Genomic DNA, 21104 nt, shown 5'->3' with positions numbered 1-21104 from the left:
ATCTGCTGGAGGAGGCTGAGGATATTCAGCAGTTTTGTCAGATACATGGGTATGACGGTAAGGGGAATACGCCGGATACCAGCTATGGGAATGGCATGAGTAATGTGGCGAAGCTGTATGAGCTGTACACCAATGACAGTGAGCGATTATTGGCTGATGACGAAACCATCGGGTATATCCCCGTTTATCTGGCGGGCATCGGTACCAGCAATGGTGAAGAAGATTCACCTTTTTCATTAATCACAGGCTTAGGTGCCCAGGGCGTATTGGCAAGAGTCAAGCAGAGTCCTTCACTCATACTTGAAGGAATAGAAAGGTTTCAACGGATAAATCCAGATCGAAAAGTTGAACGTATTGAACTCGATATTTTCGGCTTCAGTCGAGGCGCCGCTGCCGCACGCCACTTTGCCAATGAAGTCGTGAAAGGGGAATACAGCCCATTGGCAACGCTATTGCCAGCCGACTCTTCACTGTTCATCGAGAATTTTGCCTGGCGCAACAATATCGATGTCTCCATCAATTTTATCGGCATCTTCGACACCGTCGCCGCTGTAGCCAGCATGGCCGATGGTGACTTGAGCGTGCACGACGCCAACACCCCCGGTGTCAATGTGTACCTGGCGCCCGATATCGCAAAAAAAGTCGTGCATCTGGTGGCGCAGGACGAGCGCCGCCACAACTTCTCGCTCAACAGCGCCAGCGCTGCCGATATCGTGCTGCCTGGCGTCCATTCTGACCTGGGTGGGGGGTATCTGCCGAACATCATTGAACGAGTTCTGCTCAGCAAGCCGCGCTGTAGCCGCGACGTGGTTTTTGATGTGCCTTCTACAGCGTCAACCGCCTATCGCTGGGCTCAGCAAGAACTGGGGCGCCTTCAGGATCAGCTCAATCTGTATGGGCTGACATTGGCGGTGAAAACCTGGGCGGTAGAGACTACTAGCAACGTCAAGGGCGATAGATCAAAAGGGAAAAACGTCTATGCGGCGGTCCACAGCGAGCGCACCGTGCGCAACGATCTGGCCTCGATTTATCTGCGCATCATGCGTGAGTTGGGGGCCAGGCACGACGTTCCGTTCAAGGTCATTGACGACGAAGATCAAAAGTACGCATTACCGCTGGAGCTGAAACCGATTGCCGAAAAACTGATGGCTTATGCGCTGGGCGAGACCCGTCGCGCGGGCTTGAACGTGTTCGAGGCGGAGTTGCTCTCTCAACGCTACATCCATCTGTCTGCCAACTGGAATGCTGCCAAAGGCTGGAACAACAGTGATCTGAACATCGTGTTCATCGATCGACCCGCCGAAAACCATGTTCGTAAGGTGCATCCCAATGTGTAAGTGCTCATTCATGCTCAAGACCGGCTTTACGCTGGTACTCGCGTTGCTGTTGGGAGGATGTACCTCGGGCGAGTACAGATCATTACCTTACGACGCTTGGAGCCTCAATTTTTTTGCCCCCGACTATATGGAAGTCTGGATCGAAACGGCGGATGTCGTGGATATCAATGAGCGTGTGTTTCGAGGTGCAGGTAGCGGGATCCCGGCGACTGGTTATCCACGTGGGCTGAGTAAAGGCATACCGGCTCACTTCAAGGGCGATGCAAAAGGATGGTTTAAAGATCCAGGAGGAAAAGGTCGGTATGTAACAGGTGCTGACCTGCCCCGTTTGGTCTATGTGCGTTGGCAATCGTTGGCAGAACCGCAGACCTACGAGGCCTACATCGAGATCTCCCAATCTGCACGGAATACCATGCTTAAGAGCGAAAACGCTTTTTGCGGTGCGGTAGGCAGATGGAAAACCGATTACCGAAAGCTGTTGATTGTCGGCCTGGCGCCGGGAGGAATCGCCAAGGTGTGGTTAGGCGGACCCTGCCTGAAATCGGTCGAAGTCACTCGCGTCCAAGGCACGATCAATCCCGAAGGCCCCTACGGGGGTACGTCCAACGGAAAGCATCGACCCCTTTCAGAAGAATCCAAAGCCTACATCGAAAAATTCGGCATTCCTTATGGCTCTTGGTAACCCATGAACTATCAGCAGAAACCACGACCAGAAGGACTTTCAGTTGAAGACCTCATTTCTAATTAAAGCAGGCGGTGCAATGGTGCTAGCGCTCTTCTTGAGCGGATGCGCCAAGGACCATCGCAAATCTTTGCCTTATGCAGCATGGAGTCTCAGATTTTTTTCAATTCAATGTTGAGTCGGTGCGGCTCAATCAATAGAGCACTCAGCATTATGACTAATCGACACAGTAAAAAATCGGTGGTGGCCTTAGGCGGTACTGGGTTGCCATGTTCACACTTGTAGCTAGCGTCTCTGTTCGAGCGGAAGGTTGCCATGGTGTTGGCTGCCTATTAAACGGTGACCCACTTGAGTTCTCGATGCTGACGGGGATCGGGTTGATCTATACAACTGTCGGGCCGTTTATTTCGACCTCGGACGCCACAAAAGATGGCCCATCGAAACACTACACACAGGCGGTGAAAGACGACGACGCCGCGTATCTTGCTACCGACGGCGATATCCATGGGCCGATGCTGGAATCTGCATGGCGTATGTACCTGGAACAGCAGGCTGATCTTCAGCCAAGCAAGAAAGCGTTCGCCCACCTGGTCCTGGCTATGGATGAACAACCAAGCTCCATAAGCCCTATCGTGCCGACGTTGCCGACTATGTAGCCCTGTAGCAGCCCAACGCAGACTCGCCAGCTGCCACAGGATTGAGTGATTGGGGTTGCTTTCGTCGCGCCCAGCGCGATCTGGAGCAGAAGGTGGTCAATGACAGCCGACTGGAAGTGGGTAACGAGCGTCTGGAAACCATCAAGGGCCCCAGCATTACACTGCTGGAAGCGGGAAGCTGGCTGACGCCGCCGAGGAGATACAGAAGCATTGTGCAGCTTACGGGTACGACGGCAACGGGAGCTCGCCGGACAATAGTTATGGGAATGATGTGAGTAACATCGCGCGGTTGTATGAGTTGTATACCGATCATTCATACGAGCCGATGCCGGAAAACTCGAAAACTGCATCAATGGCGGTTTATATCGAGGGCATTGGGACTAGAAACAATGGAACCGACTCATCCTACTCACAAGCCACGGGCAGGGGCGAAACAGGGGTGGTCGCTCGGGTCGAACAAAGTCCAGCAAAGATCCTGAAGCTGTTTCAACAGGAAAACCCCGGAGTGATGGTCGAAAAAATCGAATTCGACATTTTCGGTTTCAGCCGGGGGCGGCAGCGGCGCGGCACTTTGCGAACGAGGTACTCACATGGAGGTCTGGATTGAAACAGCGGACGTGGTGGATATCAAGTGCAAATCAGGCTCGGGTGGCAAGGCCATCGTACTCGATAGCCTCCCCCCGTTTACCTCACCCGAATGCTTTCATCACACCGATCAGGGCAGGGCCGATGGCGACCAGAAAGAAGCTCGGCCACAGGCAGAAAATCAGAGGAAAGATCAGTTTGGTACCGATTTTCGCCCCCGCCTCCTCGGCGGCCTGCATACGCCGGTCACGGAACTCATCGGCATAGATGCGCAAAGTATCGGCTACGCTGGTACCAAAGCGGATACTCTGCGCCAACAGGCTGACCAACCCTTGTACGTCATCCAGACCGGTGCGAACAGCCAGTTGTTTGAGCGCTTCGGTACTGGTGATGCCCGCGCGGATTTGCGCATTGACCAGGGCCAGCTCCTCAGCCAGCTCAACCTGACTGACCGACATCTCTTCAGCCACCCGTTCGATGGTCGTGGGCAGGGCCAGGCCGGACTCCACGCACACCACCATCAGATCCAGAGCATCCGGAAACGCGGCACGCAGCCGGCCTTGCCGCGATTGTTTGCGCTTGCCGATATATATCGCTGGCAGCAGCCACCCGATAGCGGCAACCATGACCAACAACAGCAGCCCCGTGATCAGGGAAACCTTGGGAATTATCGGCAACAGCAACAACGCAATGCCGACCAACAACAGAGGTAACAGCAGGCGAATCGCCCAGTACATCTGCACCGCCGAAGAGGAACGATATCCCGCGTGTGTCAGTAAAGTCTGGGTTACGGACGCCTGAGCCGATTCGGTCGAGGCAAAACGCTGGCCGACCCGCTCCAGCAACAGTTGCAGGTTACCAGGAGCCTCCTGCCCGGTTGTGTTGCCTAAATGACCACGCTTGATCAGCGCCAGACGGCGCTGTACCGGGTCCTGAAGACCCAGCATCAACAAAATCACGGCGACTACAGCAAGCACCGTACTCAAACCGATCGCGCCGAGGAACAACAGGCGCCCCATCTCCTCGTTCCCCGTGACCCGACTGAACAACCCGAGTAAAAAGTCCATGACCTATACCTCCCGGTAGCGAATACCGCTTAAACCTGAATCCGGATGATTTTTTTTATCCAGAGAATCCCGATCAACATGGCGCAGAAAGCCCCGATGATCAGCTTATGGCCCGTGGGATCATTGATCAGCACAGGCAGGTAAGTGGGGCTTGTAACGATGATCGCGATCGCCAGTACAAAGGGAATCGCCACCAGTATCCAGGCAGACATACGCCCTTCCGCCGACAAGGTTTTGATCTTGCGCTGAAAACGGAAGCGTCCACGAATCAGTCGACTCAGACGCTCCAGGACTTCAGTCAGATTGCCGCCCGTCTCGCGATGGATGAGGATCGAGGTCACCAGCATCATCACTGTCATGCTCGGCATACGCTCGAGCAGGCCGAGCATCGCCCGGCGCACATCATTGCCGTAGTTGATATCGGCGAAGGTCAGGCCGAACTCATGAGCGACCGCCCCCTTGTGCTCCTCGGCGACCAGGCGCAGGGTTTCGTTGAACGGATGCCCGGCGCGCAGGGCTCGGCACATGGCATCCAGCGCATCCGGCAAACCCTCCTCGAACTCCGCAAAACGTTTGTTGCGATCACGGAAGATTTTCAGGATGGGGAGACAGGCCACCGCAAAAGCCACCGCCAGCGCCATCCACCAGATCGGCGAAAACATCAGGACTACAGCGCCGGCTGCAACGCCCAGTGCAAGCCCGAGCAATATCACCCGATAAGCACGATATTCATGGCCGGACTGCTCGATCACCTGTGTCAGGTTCGCCATAAAAGGCAACTGCTCGAGCATGGCCTCCAATGGCGACAAACGCGTCAGGTATTTCTGCCGCAACACCGTCTGCATGTTGGGCAAATTGTTGGCTTTTTCCAGTACATGCAAACGGCCGCGTATGCGCTTGCGCATCTTGCCGGCCTCACCGAACACCGGCACCACCACACCTTGAGACAGCAGGAACACGGCAATAAACACCATGCCGAGGAACATCAGAATGAATTCACTGGGAATATTGTTCATGACTGCCGCCCCTCCATCCATTCAGGCCTGAACATCGTCAGCGGCAACTCGATACCGCGCTTGGCCAGTACATCGCGGAAGGCCGGAATCATGCCGCTGGGGCGATAATCGCCGAGCACTTCGCCGTTTTCGCCCATGCCCTGGCGCGCAAAGGAGAAGATTTCGGTCATGGTGATGATCTCGCCTTCCATGCCATTGATCTCTTGCACGCTGACCAGTCGGCGCTTGCCGTCCTCCTGACGTTCCAGCTGAATCACCACATCAATAGCCGACGCGATCTGCTGCCGCATGGCTTTGATCGGGAAGGTCGCACCGCTCATTGACACCATGTTCTCGACTCGCCCCAATGCATCGCGGGCGGTGTTGGCGTGGATGGTGGTCAACGAACCGTCGTGACCGGTGTTCATGGCCGTCAGCATGTCCAGCGCCTCGGCGCCGCGCACTTCGCCGATGACAATGCGGTCCGGGCGCATCCGCAAACTGTTACGTACCAATTCGCGCTGGCTCACCTCGCCGCGCCCTTCGATATTCGAAGGCCGGGTTTCCAGGCGCACCACGTGGGGCTGCTGCAGTTGCAGTTCGGCCGAATCTTCGATGGTAACGATCCGCTCGTTTAGCGGAATGAAACTGGACAGCACATTAAGCATGGTGGTCTTGCCGCTGCCGGTACCGCCGGAAATCAGCACGTTCAAACGCCCGCGAACAATCGCCTTGAGGAGTAGAGCAATAGCCGGGGTCAGTGTTCCTACCGAGATCAAACTGTCGGTATTGAGCAGGTCCACCGCAAAGCGGCGAATCGACATGCTCGGGCCGTCGATGGCCAGCGGTGGAATAATCGCGTTGACCCGCGAACCGTCCTTGAGTCGGGCATCCACTAGCGGCGAAGACTCGTCGATACGCCGACCCAGGCTGGATACGATGCGGTCGATGATGTTGAGCAAATGCTGATCATCGCGAAAACGCACGTCGGTGCGTTGCAGTTTGCCGAAGCGCTCGACATAGACCGAGGCATGGCCGTTGACCAGAATGTCGGACACGCTGTGATCAGCCAGTAACGGTTCCAGAGGCCCCAGGCCAAGTACTTCATCAGTGATCTGCTTGATGATCAACTGGCGGCTGGTGGTACTCACCGGCGCCGAATGCTCATCGAGCAGGCGCTGGCAAATATCGCGAATCTGCCGCGCGGCCTCGGCCTGTTCAAGGGAGTCCAGCAAGGACAGATCCATGACTTTGAGCAACTGCTGATAGATCTTTTCCCGCCATTCGGCTTCCACCGGGGTGACCTGACTTCTGGTTTCGTAAAGAACGTCCGGTGCTACACGCTCCCACGCCATTATTTCCTCTGCCGGATCCAGCAGTTCGTCGCACGTTTGAGCGGCGGGTTTACCGGACTGTTTGCGCAAGCGGTTACGAAAGTCGCTGATCATGGGTCATCCCCCGAAGAAACGGTTGAAGGCGCGTTTGAGTAAGCCTTTGTTCCCGGCCACCTGTTGACCGACCAGGTCCTCGGTCATGTCGCGCAGTGCGGCAGTGATCGCTGCCCTCGGCGCATGCAGTCCCAACGGCACGCCAGTGTTCTGACTCTGGCTGACCAGGTTGAAGTCGTTGGGTAATTTCGACAGATTGGTGCAGCGCAGCGCCTCGCCGATGTCTTTGAGGCTGATCGGTGCCGCCTTGTCAAACCGGTTGACCACGATCTGCAATTGATCCCCGCGCACGCCCAGGTCATCGCGAAGAATCCGCACCAGGGAGCTGGCATCGCGCAGATGGCTGACGCTCTGCTGCACCACCACGTACACCCGATCCACCTGTTCCAGCACGGAGCCGGTGAGGTGGTCGATTTGTCGTGGCAAGTCGATCACCACCCAGCCATAGCTGGCGCGGGCCAATTGCAACAGGGTGTCAAGTTGCTCGGGTTGGGCATCCTGCGGCAGGCACAGTTCACCGGCCCGGCCGCCCAGCACATGCAAGGTGGGGCTGAAGTGACTGCAAAAACCGCGTAATGCGACGCTGTCCATGCCGTCGATCTGGTGCAACACCTCCAGATGGCTGTGCGTCTGCGCCACATCCAGATAATGCGTCACGCTGCCAAATTGCAGGTCCATATCCAGCAACAGGGTACTGCCGCCCTTGGCACTGAGCTGCTGAGCCAGATTGCAGGCCACCAGGGTTCCGCCGGAGCCACCCTTGGCGCTCATCACGGCGATCAATTTACCTTCTGCCCCACTGCCGGTCCGAACCTCCGTGACCAGACGATTCAAGGCGGCGACCAGTTCGGTCTCGGCGATGGGCTCGGGCAGTACGTCACGGGCACCGGCCTGCATCGCCATACGCATGCCTTCGTGTTCGCTCAGCGGACCACAGACCAACATCGGCGGACGCTCATGGGCCGGGTGCAGCAACAGCGCCGCCAGCTCCTCGCGCCACAGGTGACTGACGCGCAACAGCAACAGATCGGGCATCCGGTCCAGGCCGTAGAGCGGGTCGACATGCCCGTTGCTCACCAGGCGAGTGCTCACCTCAAGGCTCGGCATGCGCTGGCAGACACTCTGCAGATCGCGCAAAGAGGTCGCATCACGACTGCTGATCAGCAACCGGAGCCCGGCTTTGCCAGTCGAGCTGGCGACTGGCGTTTCCTTGGTATTCAGCATGGTGTGATCTCCCCGGAATCGGAATGACGCCCGAGGCTTTCGCGTGGCAACGTTGCCCTGAATGTAGGCAAGGTAATGGGCACGCCGAACCCGGGAATAAACAGGTTGAAAACGAAGTTTTGCAGGCTCAACTGGACGTAGCGGATGGCACGGAACCCATTGGCTCCAGTCGTGTCACCAGGGTTGGCCACCAGAGCGCCGTTTGCATCCAGATAAGTCAGTACCAGGTTGCTGGTGGTCAGATCAGTGATCAGCTGGCTCGTACCGGCATCCCCCGCGGCATTGAAAATCGCCCGCCGCAGGATCACCGGATCGCTGATATTGCACACTGCCGCCAGGCGTGCACCGCGACGGGCTGCTTCATCCAGTGCATTGACCGTGAAGTACAGGCGGCCCATTTCCAACACGGCGAACAACAGCGTGAATACCAGCATGCCAATGATGGCGAACTCCACGATATAGGTGCCGCGCATGCGTTTGCGATTCATCACAGTGCCCTCATGACAGTCGTGGCGACCAGCGGAATGTTCAGCGCAATCTGACTACCAAAAAACCCCGGAATCGAGCCGGCACAATTGCCACTGCCAATCACCGGGCAGAAGTTATAAGTAATGGTGACCCGCACATGGTCGAGGCCCACGGCGGCGACCTCCACCATACTGGTCGTTAACCCTGACACGACAGGGCTGCCGGTATTACTGGGCACGCCATAGACCGCAACGTTTTTCGTCTGGGTCAGCAGCGCACTGCTCAGAGAAACCTCGCCGAGTGTCGAGTCCCAGGCCTGGCCGGCGACGAAACGGTCGGCATCACGGCTGGCCTGCAGCAGGGTGTTGTACTGATAGAGCATGCGACCGAACTCACCGAAGGCCAGCAACAGCAGCAGCAACACCGGCAGCACGAGGGTGAATTCCACCAGGGCCACGCCTTGCTGACGCTGCGATTGTTTATAAGCATGAAGTCTCATGACGCCTCCCTACGAGTCAGTGCTCGGAATACCGATGCCGAGATAGGTTTTGTAGAGCTGAATGATATTCGGGCCGGAATCGTTCATCGGTGTAGGACTGGGCACGTTGTCGCCTTCGCACTCCTTCACGAACTGTCCGAAGATCTGCGCCTCCGTGCCGCCGCCATTCATTGGCTGGACGACGAAATAGCAGCCAAAACCCAGGACGGGAACCGAGGTTGAACCGCCCTGTTTCCCGGTGCAGTCACCCACCACGATTTTCAACATCCGGCGCTCGAACACGCCATTGCTTTCACAACCACTGCCGCCCCCTGCCACACACGCGGCAACGCTCGCACGCCAGTCGTTGTAGTCATATATCGTGTTGCCACCCGCTGTGAGATTGCCGTCGTTTGAGGTGACCGCTTGCCCCTGATATTGCGTTTGTGCCGGGCTGACTGAGTCGTTGTAAGTGATCGAGGGGTTGCTGGATGTCGTCACCAGGTCTGGTGGATAGTCCGAGGCACTGACCGGGCCGTTGTAGATGCCGAAGCGCGTATTCAACCCTTGAGAGGTTGGGCCGACCATGTTGCCCGGGGAGGTCTGGACATCTTGTCCGACATTGCGGCAGACCTCGCCGCCTCCGGCCAGGTCGTCTCTGACCGTGCTGCCGCCCGAGCCAAAGTCGAGCAACTGGAAGTTGCCTGGGCCAATGGCCGAGGAATTTCCGGCAGCCGATTTGAGTACCTGCAAATCACCAAACTGGAAGCCCCAGAACATGCCAGCATCCGGGTCGTATTGAGTCTCGTCACCACAGACCATCAAAGGTGCGAGATCACACGGGCTGGTAGGGCTGGGGCCTGCGGTGGCGATCGCCGCCACCGTTTTGTTCCCCAGAACGCCCAATGACTGGGCGAAGTTCCAGAAAAACCCCGTCAGGTTATAGCTCGGTACCGATACCCGAACGTATTTGGCATCAGAAGGCCCGGGATAGGAGAACGGGCCATAGACGAGGCTGGACAGTTCCACAACCGCGAATGCGCCTGGGTTGCCGGCAACCGCCGTGGCCAATTCATTGTTGCCCGTGGCATTGGCATTTTGCATCAGTGTGCTGAGCGCGGCAGCTTGCGTCGCGCTGGCACTGTTGATTCCCCCTGCCACCTGACTCAGGGTTTTGGCGCCACTCAGGGCGGCGGCGTCCACCGCATTCTGTAGACGCGTTTTGTTCAGCAACAGGTGTCCGCCGTCCAAAGCCAACGCCGCCATCATGGCCATCGCCGCCAACGCCATTACCATCAGTACACTCACCGCTCCTTCCTGGCGCCTTGGCGTCGCAGTGAACGGCTGCTGAATACGAAGATTCATCATCAAGCCCTCATTTGCCGATGCTGATCCGGATCGGCTCCGCCAAGACCTGGTGTCCAGGACCTGTTGCGCCCTGTCAGCGAATGTTGATTACTTTGGTTTCGATCCCGCGAATGATGGTGATAGCCCCACCACTCTCGCCGCGGCTGCGCTGCACCACGCGTTTTGGCACCGTGGCAGTGGCCACAGCCATGACCGGTGCGGCAGGCGCAACAGGCGCAACGGCCGCGATTTTTTTCTCGGAGTTCAGCGGATTGCGCAGGGTCAGTTGCAGTTTCCCTTCCGTTTGCGCCGTGACCAGGGTTTCCGCCTCTGCAGTCGTCATCTCCAGCGTCACTGCACGCACCACCACCGGTTGGGTCTTGTCGGTACCTGCGGTCTGGTCCACCGCCAATACCCGCAAGTTCTCGAGGATGGTCCTGGACACGGCATTGTTACTGCCGGCACTGGTGGTTTTGGTCGCCAGCACATCGACCCGGTTACCCGGTAAGAGGAACCCGCCCACGCCGACCACATCGTCAACGCGTACCGAGATGGCGCGTTTGTCAGTTGCAATCAGCGAGGCCAGGGTGCTGCCACCCAAATGTTCACTCAGCCGCGCACCGCGCATGATGTCGCCCTTCAGGATGTCGAACGTTGCGATCTTGCCCACGGCCTTTTCGGTAGAATCGAAGGCATCGTCCGGGATCGTATCCATGGGCATGCGCAGGGTCGTGACCTGTTGAGCCTCGACCATCTGCCCGAATGGAATTTCTACCGTAGCAACCACCACGCTTCGAAGGTGATCGTCCGGGCTGGCATTAAGCCGTGCGCTCAGCCAGGAGTCGGCCATCCATGCAGCACCAAGGCCCATGACCAGGGAAACGCCTATCAGGGAAACAGTACGAGAGCTCATGTCAGTATCTCCGCATCAAAGAAAGTCGAGCTGGACGAAATAGTTGTGCCAGGCCCATTCCAGTTCCTGTGGCGACAGAGCCCCGGAACCGCCCAGGTAGCGCTGACGGTCGAGTGCCATGTTCAGGAGATCGCGGGGATGGCAAGGCACCAGGGGCATGCCTTCACTTGCATAAAGCCTTTGCAGCACATGACGCAGCAGCAGCGGGTCAAAAGGAATGGCCAGACGCTCGCTTTCCTGACGCCAGATCTTTTCGTACTCCTCAGGCTTCAGGTAACCGAACTGCAGCTTGTAGCCAATCCGGCGCAGGAAGGCCTCATCGGCCAATTCCAGAGGATTGAGGTTGGTGGAGAACACCAGAATCAGATCGAACGGCAGCTCGCAATGCCGACCACCGCCCAGATTGATGAAATCGCGCTTCTCTTCCATCGGGACGATCCAGCGGTTCAACAGCTCGGCAGGTGCCATGCGCTGGCGTCCCATGTCGTCGATGATGAACAGGCCATTGCTGGCCTTGAGCTGCAAGGCGGCCTGGTACTGACGGGTGTAGGGGTCATAGCGAACGTCCAGCTGTTCCATGCTCAACTCACCGCCCGTAATGACGATCGGGCGTTTGCAGCGCAGCAGCCGACGGTCGATCCCTTCGTTGAGCATCAGATTGTTCGGTTGACTGTTGTCATCCAGGCGCTGATGCACCTGCGGGTCATAGATCTCGATCACCGACTCATTGATCACGATGGCATGAGGCACCCAAATGGCCTCGGCGAACAGACGAATCAGTCGACTGCTGACATAGGTCTTACCGGTACCCGCGGGACCATAAATCATGATTGCGCGACCGGAGTTCAGGGCCACGCCCAGCTGATCGAGCATGCCCTCGGTAAGCACCACGCCAGCAAGGGCGTTGTGCATGTCGTTGGCATTGATACGACCATGGTGAATGGTCTGGAGTTTGATCAGGGAACGATAAGTACTCACCGGAAAAGGTGCCGCGCCGATGTAGCCACTGCGCGACAGGGCATCGCGGGCGGCACTGCGTCCGCGTTCGGTCAGGCCATAACGCAGCATCTGCCCACTGGATTGTCCCATCTGGCCAAGTACTTCGACACGGCCGTCCTTGCGCAGAAACGCCAGGACCTCTTCAAGTACGGCACCGGTCAGCGCCAGGCGCTCCACCAGCCGCGGCATGTCGAGCACACCGGCATCATGCAGATGCTTGCACACCAACTCACCGAGAAAACTGTCTGTCAGACCGGTATCGCGGATTGTGCATGGCTGAGGCGCCAGCCGTTGCACCGCATCCCGGTCGCTGGAGTAGGCACCACTTTCGACGATGACGTGCATGACTAACCTCCCAATCCACCGGCAACGAGTTGCCAGTAGACGCTGTTCAAAGTGCCTATCAAGATTGCAATCGAATAGGGGAAAGGCTTGCCGGCTACTTCATCTGAAGTCGGCGCCAGATAGGACTGCGCCCTCAGAATCAGCCGATAACGGCCCAGGGTCTGGAGCAATTGACCGCGGAACAGCACGATCAGAAAACCGCATAAGCCGCCGGCCATCAGGCTGAACAAGGCAGCCCATAACGCGAAATGAACCGGTAAAAAACTGCCGACCATGGCCATTAACTTGACGTCACCGGCGGCCATGCCCCCCACGGCGTACATCGGCAGAAACAACCCAAAACAGATCAGCATACCCAACAGGCTGTCACCCAATCCGCTGACACCACCTGAATAAGTCTGACCGGCTAATCCCAGGGCAAGGCCCAACAGGACCAGCATGTTGGGAATACGGTGGCGAAGCAGATCGCTCACCACCGCGACGCCCAGCAGTCCTAGCAGTACGACTGTCGACACCAGCAATTCCATGGACATGGCGCGTCTCCCGAGTGCGACTTATTGTTATGGGCAAGCGTTCCCGCCATTGACCGCGGTGCACAGCGCCGTGATCTTGGTGTTGACCTGGCCCCCAAGCGTTACGAACGCTGCAGCGACAGCCACAGTAATCAGCCCACCCGCCACCGCGTATTCCACAATGGTCAGGCCATCCTCGTCTTTGACGAACTTCAGTACCGAAGCCTTGATTGTTTGCAGAGTCATTTCGATCACTCCAGCGGCCATGCCGCTCATAACGTAAGTTGGCAGGGACAACGCGAAATCCATTAAAAAAGTTGCCCGGCGCCCTATCAGAAATAGAGGCAGCCGGTTATTCCATGGACATCGACAAGTCCCCCAGCGGGATTTAGCAAGCGACGCCACCTTTAACTGCGGTGCACAGTGCTGTGATTTTGGTATTCACCTGGCCCCCAAGCGTTACGAACGCTGCGGCGACAGCCACCGTGATCAGCCCACCGGCCACCGCGTACTCCACAATGGTCAGGCCATCTTCATCTTTGGCGAACTTCACTACCGAAGCCTTGATTGTTTGCAGATTCATTTTGCCCACCTCACTCGAATGTTGTTTTTTCGGGAAGGCAGTACGTTCTGTGCTGCCTGGATGCAACACTAGTCAGGGGCAAGGCATAGGCGTTAGGAGGATTTTGCACATCGCTAGGACTTTTTTGCGGACGTGACCCAGTACCGGTTCATGGGTCTGTGCAGGAGAAATCAGAGGGTCAAAAGACATGGCACTGCTAAGGCCATGGTCGAGGATTCACACGCGACGAATGGTTTATGCCGCGAGTGTCGAACAAATGCCGGTAAACAGTCGTCCAGAGCTATCGGTCCAAGAATACATAGAAGCAATGGAACTAAGCTTCTTGTTCCTTATCAGCATTTAATCTGCAAAGTGATAGCACATTAGCAATACTACTCAGCGAACAGAGGCATGAAGAACCCCAGAGTAGAGACATGACGTCCAATTTGACCAGAAGGCCATCGCTACTGTGGTTCGATCTGACTCACGATCGTTCCACGAAGGAACTCATCGCGCAGTTCGAGGACACTTGCGACTGCAAATTGACGAAAAATTCCGTGTTACCCCACGGGGAACACGCAGACATGATCTGCATCCATTTCGATCGCCCCGACACGCCAGGCTTGAGGCTGTTGCTGGAGATCAAACGCACTACCCCCACCATCCCGATCACCATGTTCACTGTGCAGCACTCAGAGGAACTGGCGGTCTGGGCCATGCGCTCCAGTGTCTGGGAATACATGGTGCTGCCGCTCTCGGCCACCGAGAGGAAGCGCTACCTGTTGGCGCTGACGCAGCTCTGCGAGCTGCGCCGAAATGGCAAGACATCGCTGATCGACCATTCCCCGACTCTCCCGGACAGCATCCGGTTGACCTCGGGACACCAAAAACACCAGGCGCTGAGCCATATCATGCTGTACATCGATCAACACTTTCGGGACAGCATCGATCAAAGGGATTTGGCCAAGCGCTGCGGCATGACGACCTTTCGCTTCAGCCGCTTGTTCAAGGAAGCCAATGGAGTGGGCTTCACCGATTACGTCCTGGACAAGCGCATGAACTTCGCCAAACAACTGCTCGACAACAGCCAGATGCCGATTACCAGTATCGGCTATGAGGCCGGCTTCAAAGACCCATCCTACTTCGCTCGCGCCTTCAAGCAGTTCGTCAACTGCACGCCTAGCGAATACCGTTTGACATGCCAACTCAGAGCGGTAGCCGCGCAACCGGCGCTGGAAGATACCACCGCTGAAGTACTCGAAAGCCTGGTGCAGAGCCTCGGAAGTTGAGGCATTTTTCAGGTGCCTGAAACCCTGTAGGAGCGAGCTTGCTCGCGAAGACGGAGATACAGTCAACATTGATGTCGCCTGATATACCGCTTTCGCGGGCAAGCTCGCTCCTACAGGAATTTCGCTTAACTGACTGGCATTGGGGCAAGCCTCGCTCCTACGGGATTGCGTGTCTTTGGCGGGTGAATCAGAAGCGAGCCTTGACCGTCATGGTGAAGTTGCGCGGGTCACCGTAATAGTTACCGAAGTTTTCGGTGCCAATGGTGGTGTAGTAGCGCTTGTCGAACAGGTTGTTGCCACTGAGCGCCAACGACCAGGTGTCATCGATGCGATAACCGATACGACCATTCCAGACGGCGTAGCCGGCCTGGGTAATCTTTTCGCCCGACGCCGGAGAGATCCGGAAATTGTCGCTTTGCGCGTTGACACCGGCACCGATGCTGAACCTATCGAGCGCTCCGGCAAGGGCGTAATCGCCCCACATGCGCAGCACATGGCGCGGCACATAAGTGTTGAAGGCGGAGCCATTAAGGCTGCTGTCAATGTCGTCGAGGGTCTTGGTCTGGGTGTAGGTGTAACCGGCGAGCAATTGCAGGCGCTCGATGACCTCACCGCTGATTTCGGCTTCGAAACCCTGGGCGCGGACCTTGCCGGCATTCAAGTAGCAATAGCCGTCCGAAGATGAACAGCTCGAGTTGTAGTCCGTCTGTGCCTGGTCTTTCTGCAGGGTCCGGAACACGTTGAAGGAGGTGTTCAAGCGCCCTTCGAACCATTCGCCCTTGATCCCCAGCTCATAACTTTCCCCCACCAGCGGCTTGAGCACCGAGCCACTTTCCGAGCGGGTATTACCCTGGGGCGTGAAGATGTCCGAGTAGCTGGCATAGGCGGTCAGGTGCTCGTTGAGGTCCAGCAACACGCCGGCAAACGGGGTGACTTGACCGGTCTCCGTGCTTCTGGCGTGTTCCGAAGTTCCCGAATTGATGAACACCGAGTCGGTTTTAGAGCTGTACCAGCTCACTCGACTGCCCACGACAAACGTCAATGGGTCTGCCAGTTTAAGACGCAGGGTCGAGTACAGGCCTTGCTGTTCGGTGACGGTTTTCACCGGGCCACCGCGTGTCGAGTTCTCGATGAAGTAGCTGTCGTCCGGTTCCGGAATATGTCGATCCGGGTTAAACACGTTCTGCTTCTGCGGCAGCAACGCAACCGAATAGAAATCATCCTTGTCCGAGCGACTGGCGTTGAAACCGACGATCAGTTCATGTTGCTGGCCGAACGCGCCGAACTTGCCATCCACGTAGGCATCGAGGCCGTAATCGACCTGATCGTAGTCGTACAGGCTGCCCACCATATCAGTGGTCGAGGTACCAGGCGTCACCGAGCCTGCCGCAAATGCGTATTTGATGTCCTGGGTGTTTTTCGTATAAACCCCTGCCACTTTCATGGCCCAGTCGTCGTTGATCTGATGTTTCAGATCGCCGAATACCGTAGTTCTCTGGCTGCGCCAGGTATTCCAGGACGGATCCAGGCAGGTGGAACGACTCAGTTTCAGATCGCTGCCATCCTTGTAGCGAGGCTGGCCGCCCCAGCAAGGACTGGCATCGACATCTTCATAGGCGACTCCCAGGCCGAGCGTCGTGTCGGGCGTCAGATCGAAATCCAGCGCACCGTAGTAGATCTGGTCCTTGCGACGGGCATCGTCATAAAAATAGTGTCGGCTCTGTTCAGCAATCACCGCCCTGCCGCGCACAGTGCCGGCATCATTCAACGGGCCACCGGTGTCGATTTGCCCACGGTAGTTGTCCCAGGTGCCACCGGAGAGGCTGAGTTCAGTCTGGGCCGTAGCCTGGCCGCGTTTACGAACGAAGTTCACCCCGCCCGAGGTGCCGCCCGAGCCCTTCATCATTCCCGCCGCGCCACGCAAGATTTCGACCCGGTCGTAATACGCCATGTCGCTGCTGAAACTGTCGGCCTGGACATAGCTGTTGCCGATGTCCAGCGGCACACCGTCGTACTGATACTGACCCGACATCCGGAACCCGCGGGAATAGAAATACTTGCCGCCCATGGTCGAGTCGTAAACGGTAATGCCCGGGGTCTTTTCCATCACCTGATCGATGGTGTTCAGGTTCTGGTCATCGAGCATCTTGCGGGTCATTACCGTGACCGATTGAGGGGTTTCCCGCAGCGAGTGCTCGCCCTTGCCGATGGTGACCGCCCCCGTGGTGTACGAGCCGCTGTTCTCGGTGGTCGCCCCAAGTATTTGCCCGTTGATGGTGGTAGCGCCCAGTTCCAATGCCGAGCCGGTGACAGGCGCCGGGCGCAGCACGTAGGTGCCGTTGGCTTGGGGTTCGGCTTGCAGACCGCTGCCGCTCAATAGGCGAGCGAAGCCTTCGCTGACGCCGAAAGAGCCTTTCAGACCTGGCGATTGCAGGCCCTGGGTTTGCCGGGCATCAAACGAAATAGCGGCCCCGGCGGCACTGGAGAAACGGGTGAGCACTTCCACCAGGCTGCCGGCCCCAATATCGTAGGACTGAATCAAACGCTGTTGCGTCGAGGCCTCTGGCGTCGAGTCGGCATTTGCCGGCCAGGCGCTGGCCATCGTGGCTGCCAGCAATCCGATTTTCACTGCGATCGCCAGACGACTTGGCGCGTTCACCCCAGACATGCTTGCTTCCCCCCAAAACGGTCAATAAAAACTCACTGAGGGATGAGCCGAACGATGCCGGTGAAAAGTGCAGACGAAGCAGAAACTTTTTATCCGCGCCGCACCGTCAGCGCGAATCGCCATTCGATACCTGGACCCAGAAACGGCTGTATCGCGTCACGCGCAACGAAAAACCGCTCTCCAGTGCCGCCAGGGCGAGATCGGTGTTATCGATGGGAAAAACCCCGGAAACCTTCAAGTTGCCGATGGCCGGATCACAACGCAGCACGCCCGCGCGATAACGCGAAAGGTCGCTCAGCAACACCGCCAAAGGACGGTCGATGGCAATGATGCTGCCTTGCTGCCAGGCACCTACCGAGACATCGTTGCCGCGCAGCGTTCCCAAGGTGCGGTCGTTGAAATCCAGACGTCTGCCGGCTTCGACCCGCCTTCTGGACCCGGCCTCCGGCAAACTGACTTCTACCGCTTTCTCCAGCACCGCCACCTCACTACCCTGCGCCTGAGTGCGGACGATAAAACGCGTCCCCAATGCGAGCACCTCGGCATGGCGAGTGACGACTTTGAAAGGACGCTGCAACGGATCGACTGACGTCGTCACGAGCATCTCGCCCCACAACAGTTCCAACACCCGCTGGCGTCCATCGAAACGAACGTTGACCGAGGTGTCGGTGTTGAGCAGTACAGTGCTGCCGTCCGCCAGCCGAAATTCGTGGCGCTCCCCCACCGCCGTGCGCAAATCGCAAATCAGGTTTTGGGTGGTCTGACTGCGCCAACCCAACCAGCCGAGGGCGCCGACAGATGTCATCAACAAGGCACTACGCAGCACCTGGCGACGGGATCGATTGTTGGTATTGCTCAAGGTCGGCGCCGCCAAGGCGCCCGGCACGCTCGCCATCTGTTCGGCCACTGCCGTCATTCTTTGCCAGGCTTGGCGATTCAACGGATCTGCGACCAGCCAGGCGTTGCAGGCGGCTCGATCCGCGTCGGTCGTGGTGCCGGAATGAAGCCGGGCGTACCACTGCGCGGCGATGCTGATCGCTTTCAACTCCTGGGGGGGCAGGTTCATGCGAGCTGCAACTGAATCTGCATCAGACAGCAATGCTCCATGGCCTTGGCCATGTGGTTATTCACCGTGCGAACACTGACGCCCAGACACTCGGCAATTTGCGGGTACGTCAGGCCATTGAATTGCGACAGGATGAAAGCTTGCTTGACTCGAGGCCCCAGCCCTTGCAGCAGACGGTCTATTTCCATCAGCGCCTGGAACAGGATCGCCTGCTCCTCCAACGATGGTTGCTGTGATTCGGGCGTGGCGGCCAGCGCTTCGAGATAGGACTGTTCCAGCGAACGACGACGAAACAGATCGATCAACAACCCCTTGGCGATCATCGACAGATACGGTCGCGGCTCGCGGATATCCAGGGCGGTGCGAGCCTTGATGACCCTGACGAAGGTATCCTGAGTCAGGTCCGCTGCATCGAAGGCATTGCCCAGACGCTTGCGCAGCCAGCCCTGGAGCCAACCGTGATGGTCACAATACAGATCGTTGACAGCACTGCGTAAGGACAAGTCGTTGGCGGGCATGACAATGGAATAATTCGCGACTGATAATGACTCGCATTGTCATGCGACTAACGGCGGGTTGCAACACAAACATATAGCCTCGTAGGAGCGAGGCTTGCCCGCGAAGCCGGCGGCGCAGTCGACATTGATCTCGCCTGACACACCGCTTTCGCGGGCAAGCCCGCTCCTACAGGGTTCCGTGTCTGACTGACTGGCCGACAAATAACGCGCACAAAAAAACGCCGCTCAATGAGCGGCGTTTTCTTTGAATTTGGAGCGGGAAACGAGACTCGAACTCGCGACCCCGACCTTGGCAAGGTCGTGCTCTACCAACTGAGCTATTCCCGCAAATGGCGTCCCCTAGGGGACTCGAACCCCTGTTACCGCCGTGAAAGGGCGGTGTCCTAGGCCACTAGACGAAGGGGACACGCTGCCCGGAACACATGGTGTGTGTTTCGGTGCCCAGATCCGCATCCGAAGATTTGGTTCTGGTTTCACTCAGCCCTGCCCGAAAGCAAAGCCGTTTAAAACTGGAGCGGGAAACGAGACTCGAACTCGCGACCCCGACCTTGGCAAGGTCGTGCTCTACCAACTGAGCTATTCCCGCATTGGCGTCCCCTAGGGGACTCGAACCCCTGTTACCGCCGTGAAAGGGCGGTGTCCTAGGCCACTAGACGAAGGGGACACACGTACAACATTCACTCCCTACCGCGTTTCGCTGTGTGCTTTACGCTGTAAGTGGCGCGCATTCTATGGATGGATTGAGGGGTCGTCAACCCCCAGATATAAATTTATTTAAATCAATGACTTCGACCTGCTTTCGGCTGCCATCCGGGCTTTTCCGTCGCCTGACCTTTGGCGCCTATATTCTGGCATCCAGCAAGGCGCTATAGTCCATGCCGAAATGATGGCAATGTGCACCTATCGCACTATTTACTTATATATGCGGCATTGCGGCCGATATAAGCAGAACTATAAGCCGACTCACTCGTCGAGCGGTTCTAGTCGCCCAAATGCCGAGCCACTACACTCGACTCGCACGCGAACCCTAATAAGAGGTCTTACCGGTGACACCACTTATGATCACCCTGCTAGTCGTAGCCGGGATCGCACTATTGATCGCCATTGGCTACATGAACCATGTGGTGGAAAACAACAAGCTGGAAAAGGCCCGCACCAAGGTTGAACTCAATGACCGCCTGCGTCGCTGTGGCGAAATCACCGAGACCTTCCCGGGTCAATTTATGACACCGGCGCTCAAGCTGCTGTTGACCCGTCTGGAACTGAACGTCTGTCAGCGCCTGCTGAACCTGGAAAAATCCAGTGCGATATTGAAAGCACGGATTACCGAGCTGAGTGCCTTGGTCGCCCAGGGTGAATCAATCCCCGTCAACAACCCACCGGCCCCGATCCAGACCGAAGCCAAAGCCAAAGACGTGCGTTTCCTGCTTGAAGCCATGCATGGCCAGATCACCCGCGCTGCACAGGACGGTTTCCTGCCGCCCAACGAAGCCAAGCGCTGGATCCGCGAAGTGCGCCACATTCTGGTGCTGCTGCACATCGAATTCTTCAACAACCTGGGCCAGCATTCCCTGCAACAAAACCAGCCCGGCCAGGCCCGCCTGGCCTTCGAACGCGGCGTGCAATACCTGCGCAAACAACAGGAGCCGCAGGTGTACGCCGAACAGTTGGAATACCTGGAAAAACTCCTGGCCCGCGCCAACGCCCAGGTCATGGACAAGATCGCTCCGGTTGAAGGCGAGATGAACCAACTGACCGAAGGCCTCAAAGACGTAGAGGCTGATGCCGACTGGAAGAAAAAAGCGATTTACGACTGATTATGCAAATGCTGAAAAGCCACCGGGTCAGGTAATGCCAGTCATTTAAGACACGGACCTTGTAGGAGCGGGCTTGCCCGCGAAGGTGGCGGTACAGTCAACATTGATGTCGCCTGACATACCGCTTT

The 21104-nt window shown here is 57.4% G+C and carries 21 protein-coding genes and 4 tRNA genes; 6 read left to right on the top strand and 19 right to left on the bottom strand.

From position 1 onward, the window contains the following. From MEB48_RS25330 to MEB48_RS25315, 4 genes are all read left to right on the top strand, one after another. A partial coding sequence (locus MEB48_RS25330; RefSeq protein ID WP_237886545.1) for a T6SS phospholipase effector Tle1-like catalytic domain-containing protein occupies positions 1–1337 on the top strand: 1337 nt, incomplete at its 5' end. Continuing rightward, positions 1330–2019, top strand: a complete 690-nt coding sequence (locus tag MEB48_RS25325) for a DUF2931 family protein (protein WP_237886544.1) — start codon at positions 1330–1332, stop codon at positions 2017–2019. The genes MEB48_RS25330 and MEB48_RS25325, both read left to right, overlap by 8 nt. Before the next feature lie 359 nt (positions 2020–2378). After that, positions 2379–2675 carry a DUF2388 domain-containing protein gene (locus MEB48_RS25320; protein ID WP_237886543.1) on the top strand — a complete coding sequence of 99 codons (297 nt, stop codon included), beginning with the start codon at positions 2379–2381 and terminating at the stop codon, positions 2673–2675. A 271-nt stretch (positions 2676–2946) separates the two neighbouring features. After that, entirely contained in the window at positions 2947–3282 is a 336-nt protein-coding gene (locus MEB48_RS25315) for a hypothetical protein (protein ID WP_330932724.1), read from the top strand. Positions 3283–3364: 82 nt separating this feature from the next. Here the strand turns inward: MEB48_RS25315 and MEB48_RS25310 are convergent, their stop codons facing one another. The 12 genes from MEB48_RS25310 to MEB48_RS25255 all read right to left on the bottom strand — a co-directional run bounded on the left by MEB48_RS25310 (position 3365) and on the right by MEB48_RS25255 (position 13639). Next, entirely contained in the window at positions 3365–4327 is a 963-nt protein-coding gene (locus tag MEB48_RS25310; RefSeq protein WP_237886542.1) for a type II secretion system F family protein, read from the bottom strand. A 29-nt stretch (positions 4328–4356) separates the two neighbouring features. Continuing rightward, positions 4357–5343 (bottom strand): type II secretion system F family protein, encoded by a 987-nt coding sequence (locus MEB48_RS25305; RefSeq protein WP_237886541.1) that lies wholly within the window; start codon positions 5341–5343, stop codon positions 4357–4359. Next, entirely contained in the window at positions 5340–6770 is a 1431-nt protein-coding gene (locus tag MEB48_RS25300; RefSeq protein WP_237886540.1) for a CpaF family protein, read from the bottom strand. Before MEB48_RS25300 ends, MEB48_RS25305 begins: the two co-directional genes overlap by 4 nt. A 3-nt stretch (positions 6771–6773) precedes the next feature. Next, a complete protein-coding gene (locus tag MEB48_RS25295) occupies positions 6774–7994 on the bottom strand; it encodes an AAA family ATPase (RefSeq protein WP_237886539.1) in 1221 nt (406 codons plus the stop codon). Then, positions 7988–8482 carry a TadE/TadG family type IV pilus assembly protein gene (locus tag MEB48_RS25290; protein WP_237886538.1) on the bottom strand — a complete coding sequence of 165 codons (495 nt, stop codon included), beginning with the start codon at positions 8480–8482 and terminating at the stop codon, positions 7988–7990. Before MEB48_RS25290 ends, MEB48_RS25295 begins: the two co-directional genes overlap by 7 nt. Beyond that, positions 8482–8961, bottom strand: coding sequence for a TadE/TadG family type IV pilus assembly protein (locus tag MEB48_RS25285; RefSeq protein ID WP_237886537.1), 480 nt, complete (start codon positions 8959–8961; stop codon positions 8482–8484). Before MEB48_RS25285 ends, MEB48_RS25290 begins: the two co-directional genes overlap by 1 nt. Positions 8962–8970: 9 nt before the next feature. Beyond that, a complete protein-coding gene (locus MEB48_RS25280) occupies positions 8971–10308 on the bottom strand; it encodes a Tad domain-containing protein (RefSeq protein WP_237886536.1) in 1338 nt (445 codons plus the stop codon). A gap of 73 nt (positions 10309–10381) precedes the next feature. Continuing rightward, complete coding sequence (gene cpaB / locus MEB48_RS25275; protein WP_237886535.1) at positions 10382–11200, bottom strand: Flp pilus assembly protein CpaB; 819 nt, start codon at positions 11198–11200, stop codon at positions 10382–10384. 15 nt (positions 11201–11215) lie between these two features. Then, positions 11216–12544, bottom strand: coding sequence for an AAA family ATPase (locus MEB48_RS25270; RefSeq protein ID WP_237886534.1), 1329 nt, complete (start codon positions 12542–12544; stop codon positions 11216–11218). A 2-nt stretch (positions 12545–12546) separates the two neighbouring features. After that, positions 12547–13077 carry an A24 family peptidase gene (locus MEB48_RS25265; RefSeq protein WP_237886533.1) on the bottom strand — a complete coding sequence of 177 codons (531 nt, stop codon included), beginning with the start codon at positions 13075–13077 and terminating at the stop codon, positions 12547–12549. Positions 13078–13104: 27 nt separating this feature from the next. Continuing rightward, complete coding sequence (locus MEB48_RS25260) at positions 13105–13302, bottom strand: Flp family type IVb pilin (RefSeq protein ID WP_237886532.1); 198 nt, start codon at positions 13300–13302, stop codon at positions 13105–13107. Between the two features lie 142 nt (positions 13303–13444). Further along, positions 13445–13639 (bottom strand): Flp family type IVb pilin, encoded by a 195-nt coding sequence (locus MEB48_RS25255; RefSeq protein ID WP_237886531.1) that lies wholly within the window; start codon positions 13637–13639, stop codon positions 13445–13447. 413 nt (positions 13640–14052) lie between these two features. Here MEB48_RS25255 and MEB48_RS25250 point away from each other — a divergent pair, with 413 nt between their 5' ends. Beyond that, positions 14053–14907, top strand: a complete 855-nt coding sequence (locus MEB48_RS25250) for a helix-turn-helix transcriptional regulator (protein WP_237886530.1) — start codon at positions 14053–14055, stop codon at positions 14905–14907. A 187-nt stretch (positions 14908–15094) separates the two neighbouring features. Here the strand turns inward: MEB48_RS25250 and MEB48_RS25245 are convergent, their stop codons facing one another. The 7 genes from MEB48_RS25245 to MEB48_RS25215 form a co-directional block, all read right to left on the bottom strand. Then, positions 15095–17575, bottom strand: a complete 2481-nt coding sequence (locus tag MEB48_RS25245) for a TonB-dependent siderophore receptor (protein ID WP_237886529.1) — start codon at positions 17573–17575, stop codon at positions 15095–15097. 106 nt (positions 17576–17681) lie between these two features. After that, the gene (locus MEB48_RS25240; protein ID WP_237886528.1) at positions 17682–18641 is read right to left on the bottom strand and encodes a FecR domain-containing protein; all 960 of its coding nucleotides are present in this window, start codon (positions 18639–18641) and stop codon (positions 17682–17684) included. After that, entirely contained in the window at positions 18638–19159 is a 522-nt protein-coding gene (locus MEB48_RS25235; RefSeq protein ID WP_095054269.1) for a sigma-70 family RNA polymerase sigma factor, read from the bottom strand. The genes MEB48_RS25240 and MEB48_RS25235 overlap by 4 nt, the downstream gene beginning before the upstream one ends. A 251-nt stretch (positions 19160–19410) precedes the next feature. Then, positions 19411–19486 (bottom strand) — tRNA-Gly (locus MEB48_RS25230). A 3-nt stretch (positions 19487–19489) separates the two neighbouring features. Further along, a tRNA-Glu gene (locus tag MEB48_RS25225) sits at positions 19490–19565 on the bottom strand. A gap of 104 nt (positions 19566–19669) precedes the next feature. Then, a tRNA-Gly gene (locus MEB48_RS25220) sits at positions 19670–19745 on the bottom strand. A 2-nt stretch (positions 19746–19747) separates the two neighbouring features. Further along, positions 19748–19823: transfer RNA gene (locus MEB48_RS25215), tRNA-Glu, on the bottom strand. A 394-nt stretch (positions 19824–20217) separates the two neighbouring features. Here MEB48_RS25215 and MEB48_RS25210 point away from each other — a divergent pair. Continuing rightward, positions 20218–20976 carry a hypothetical protein gene (locus MEB48_RS25210; RefSeq protein WP_237886527.1) on the top strand — a complete coding sequence of 253 codons (759 nt, stop codon included), beginning with the start codon at positions 20218–20220 and terminating at the stop codon, positions 20974–20976. Positions 20977–21104: the final 128 nt, after the last annotated feature.

The organism is Pseudomonas sp. PGPR40, assembly GCF_022014505.1.
GTDB lineage: Bacteria > Pseudomonadota > Gammaproteobacteria > Pseudomonadales > Pseudomonadaceae > Aquipseudomonas.
The sequence above is the reverse complement of the archived record's forward strand: the minus strand, read 5'-3'. Positions and strand labels throughout refer to the sequence as shown.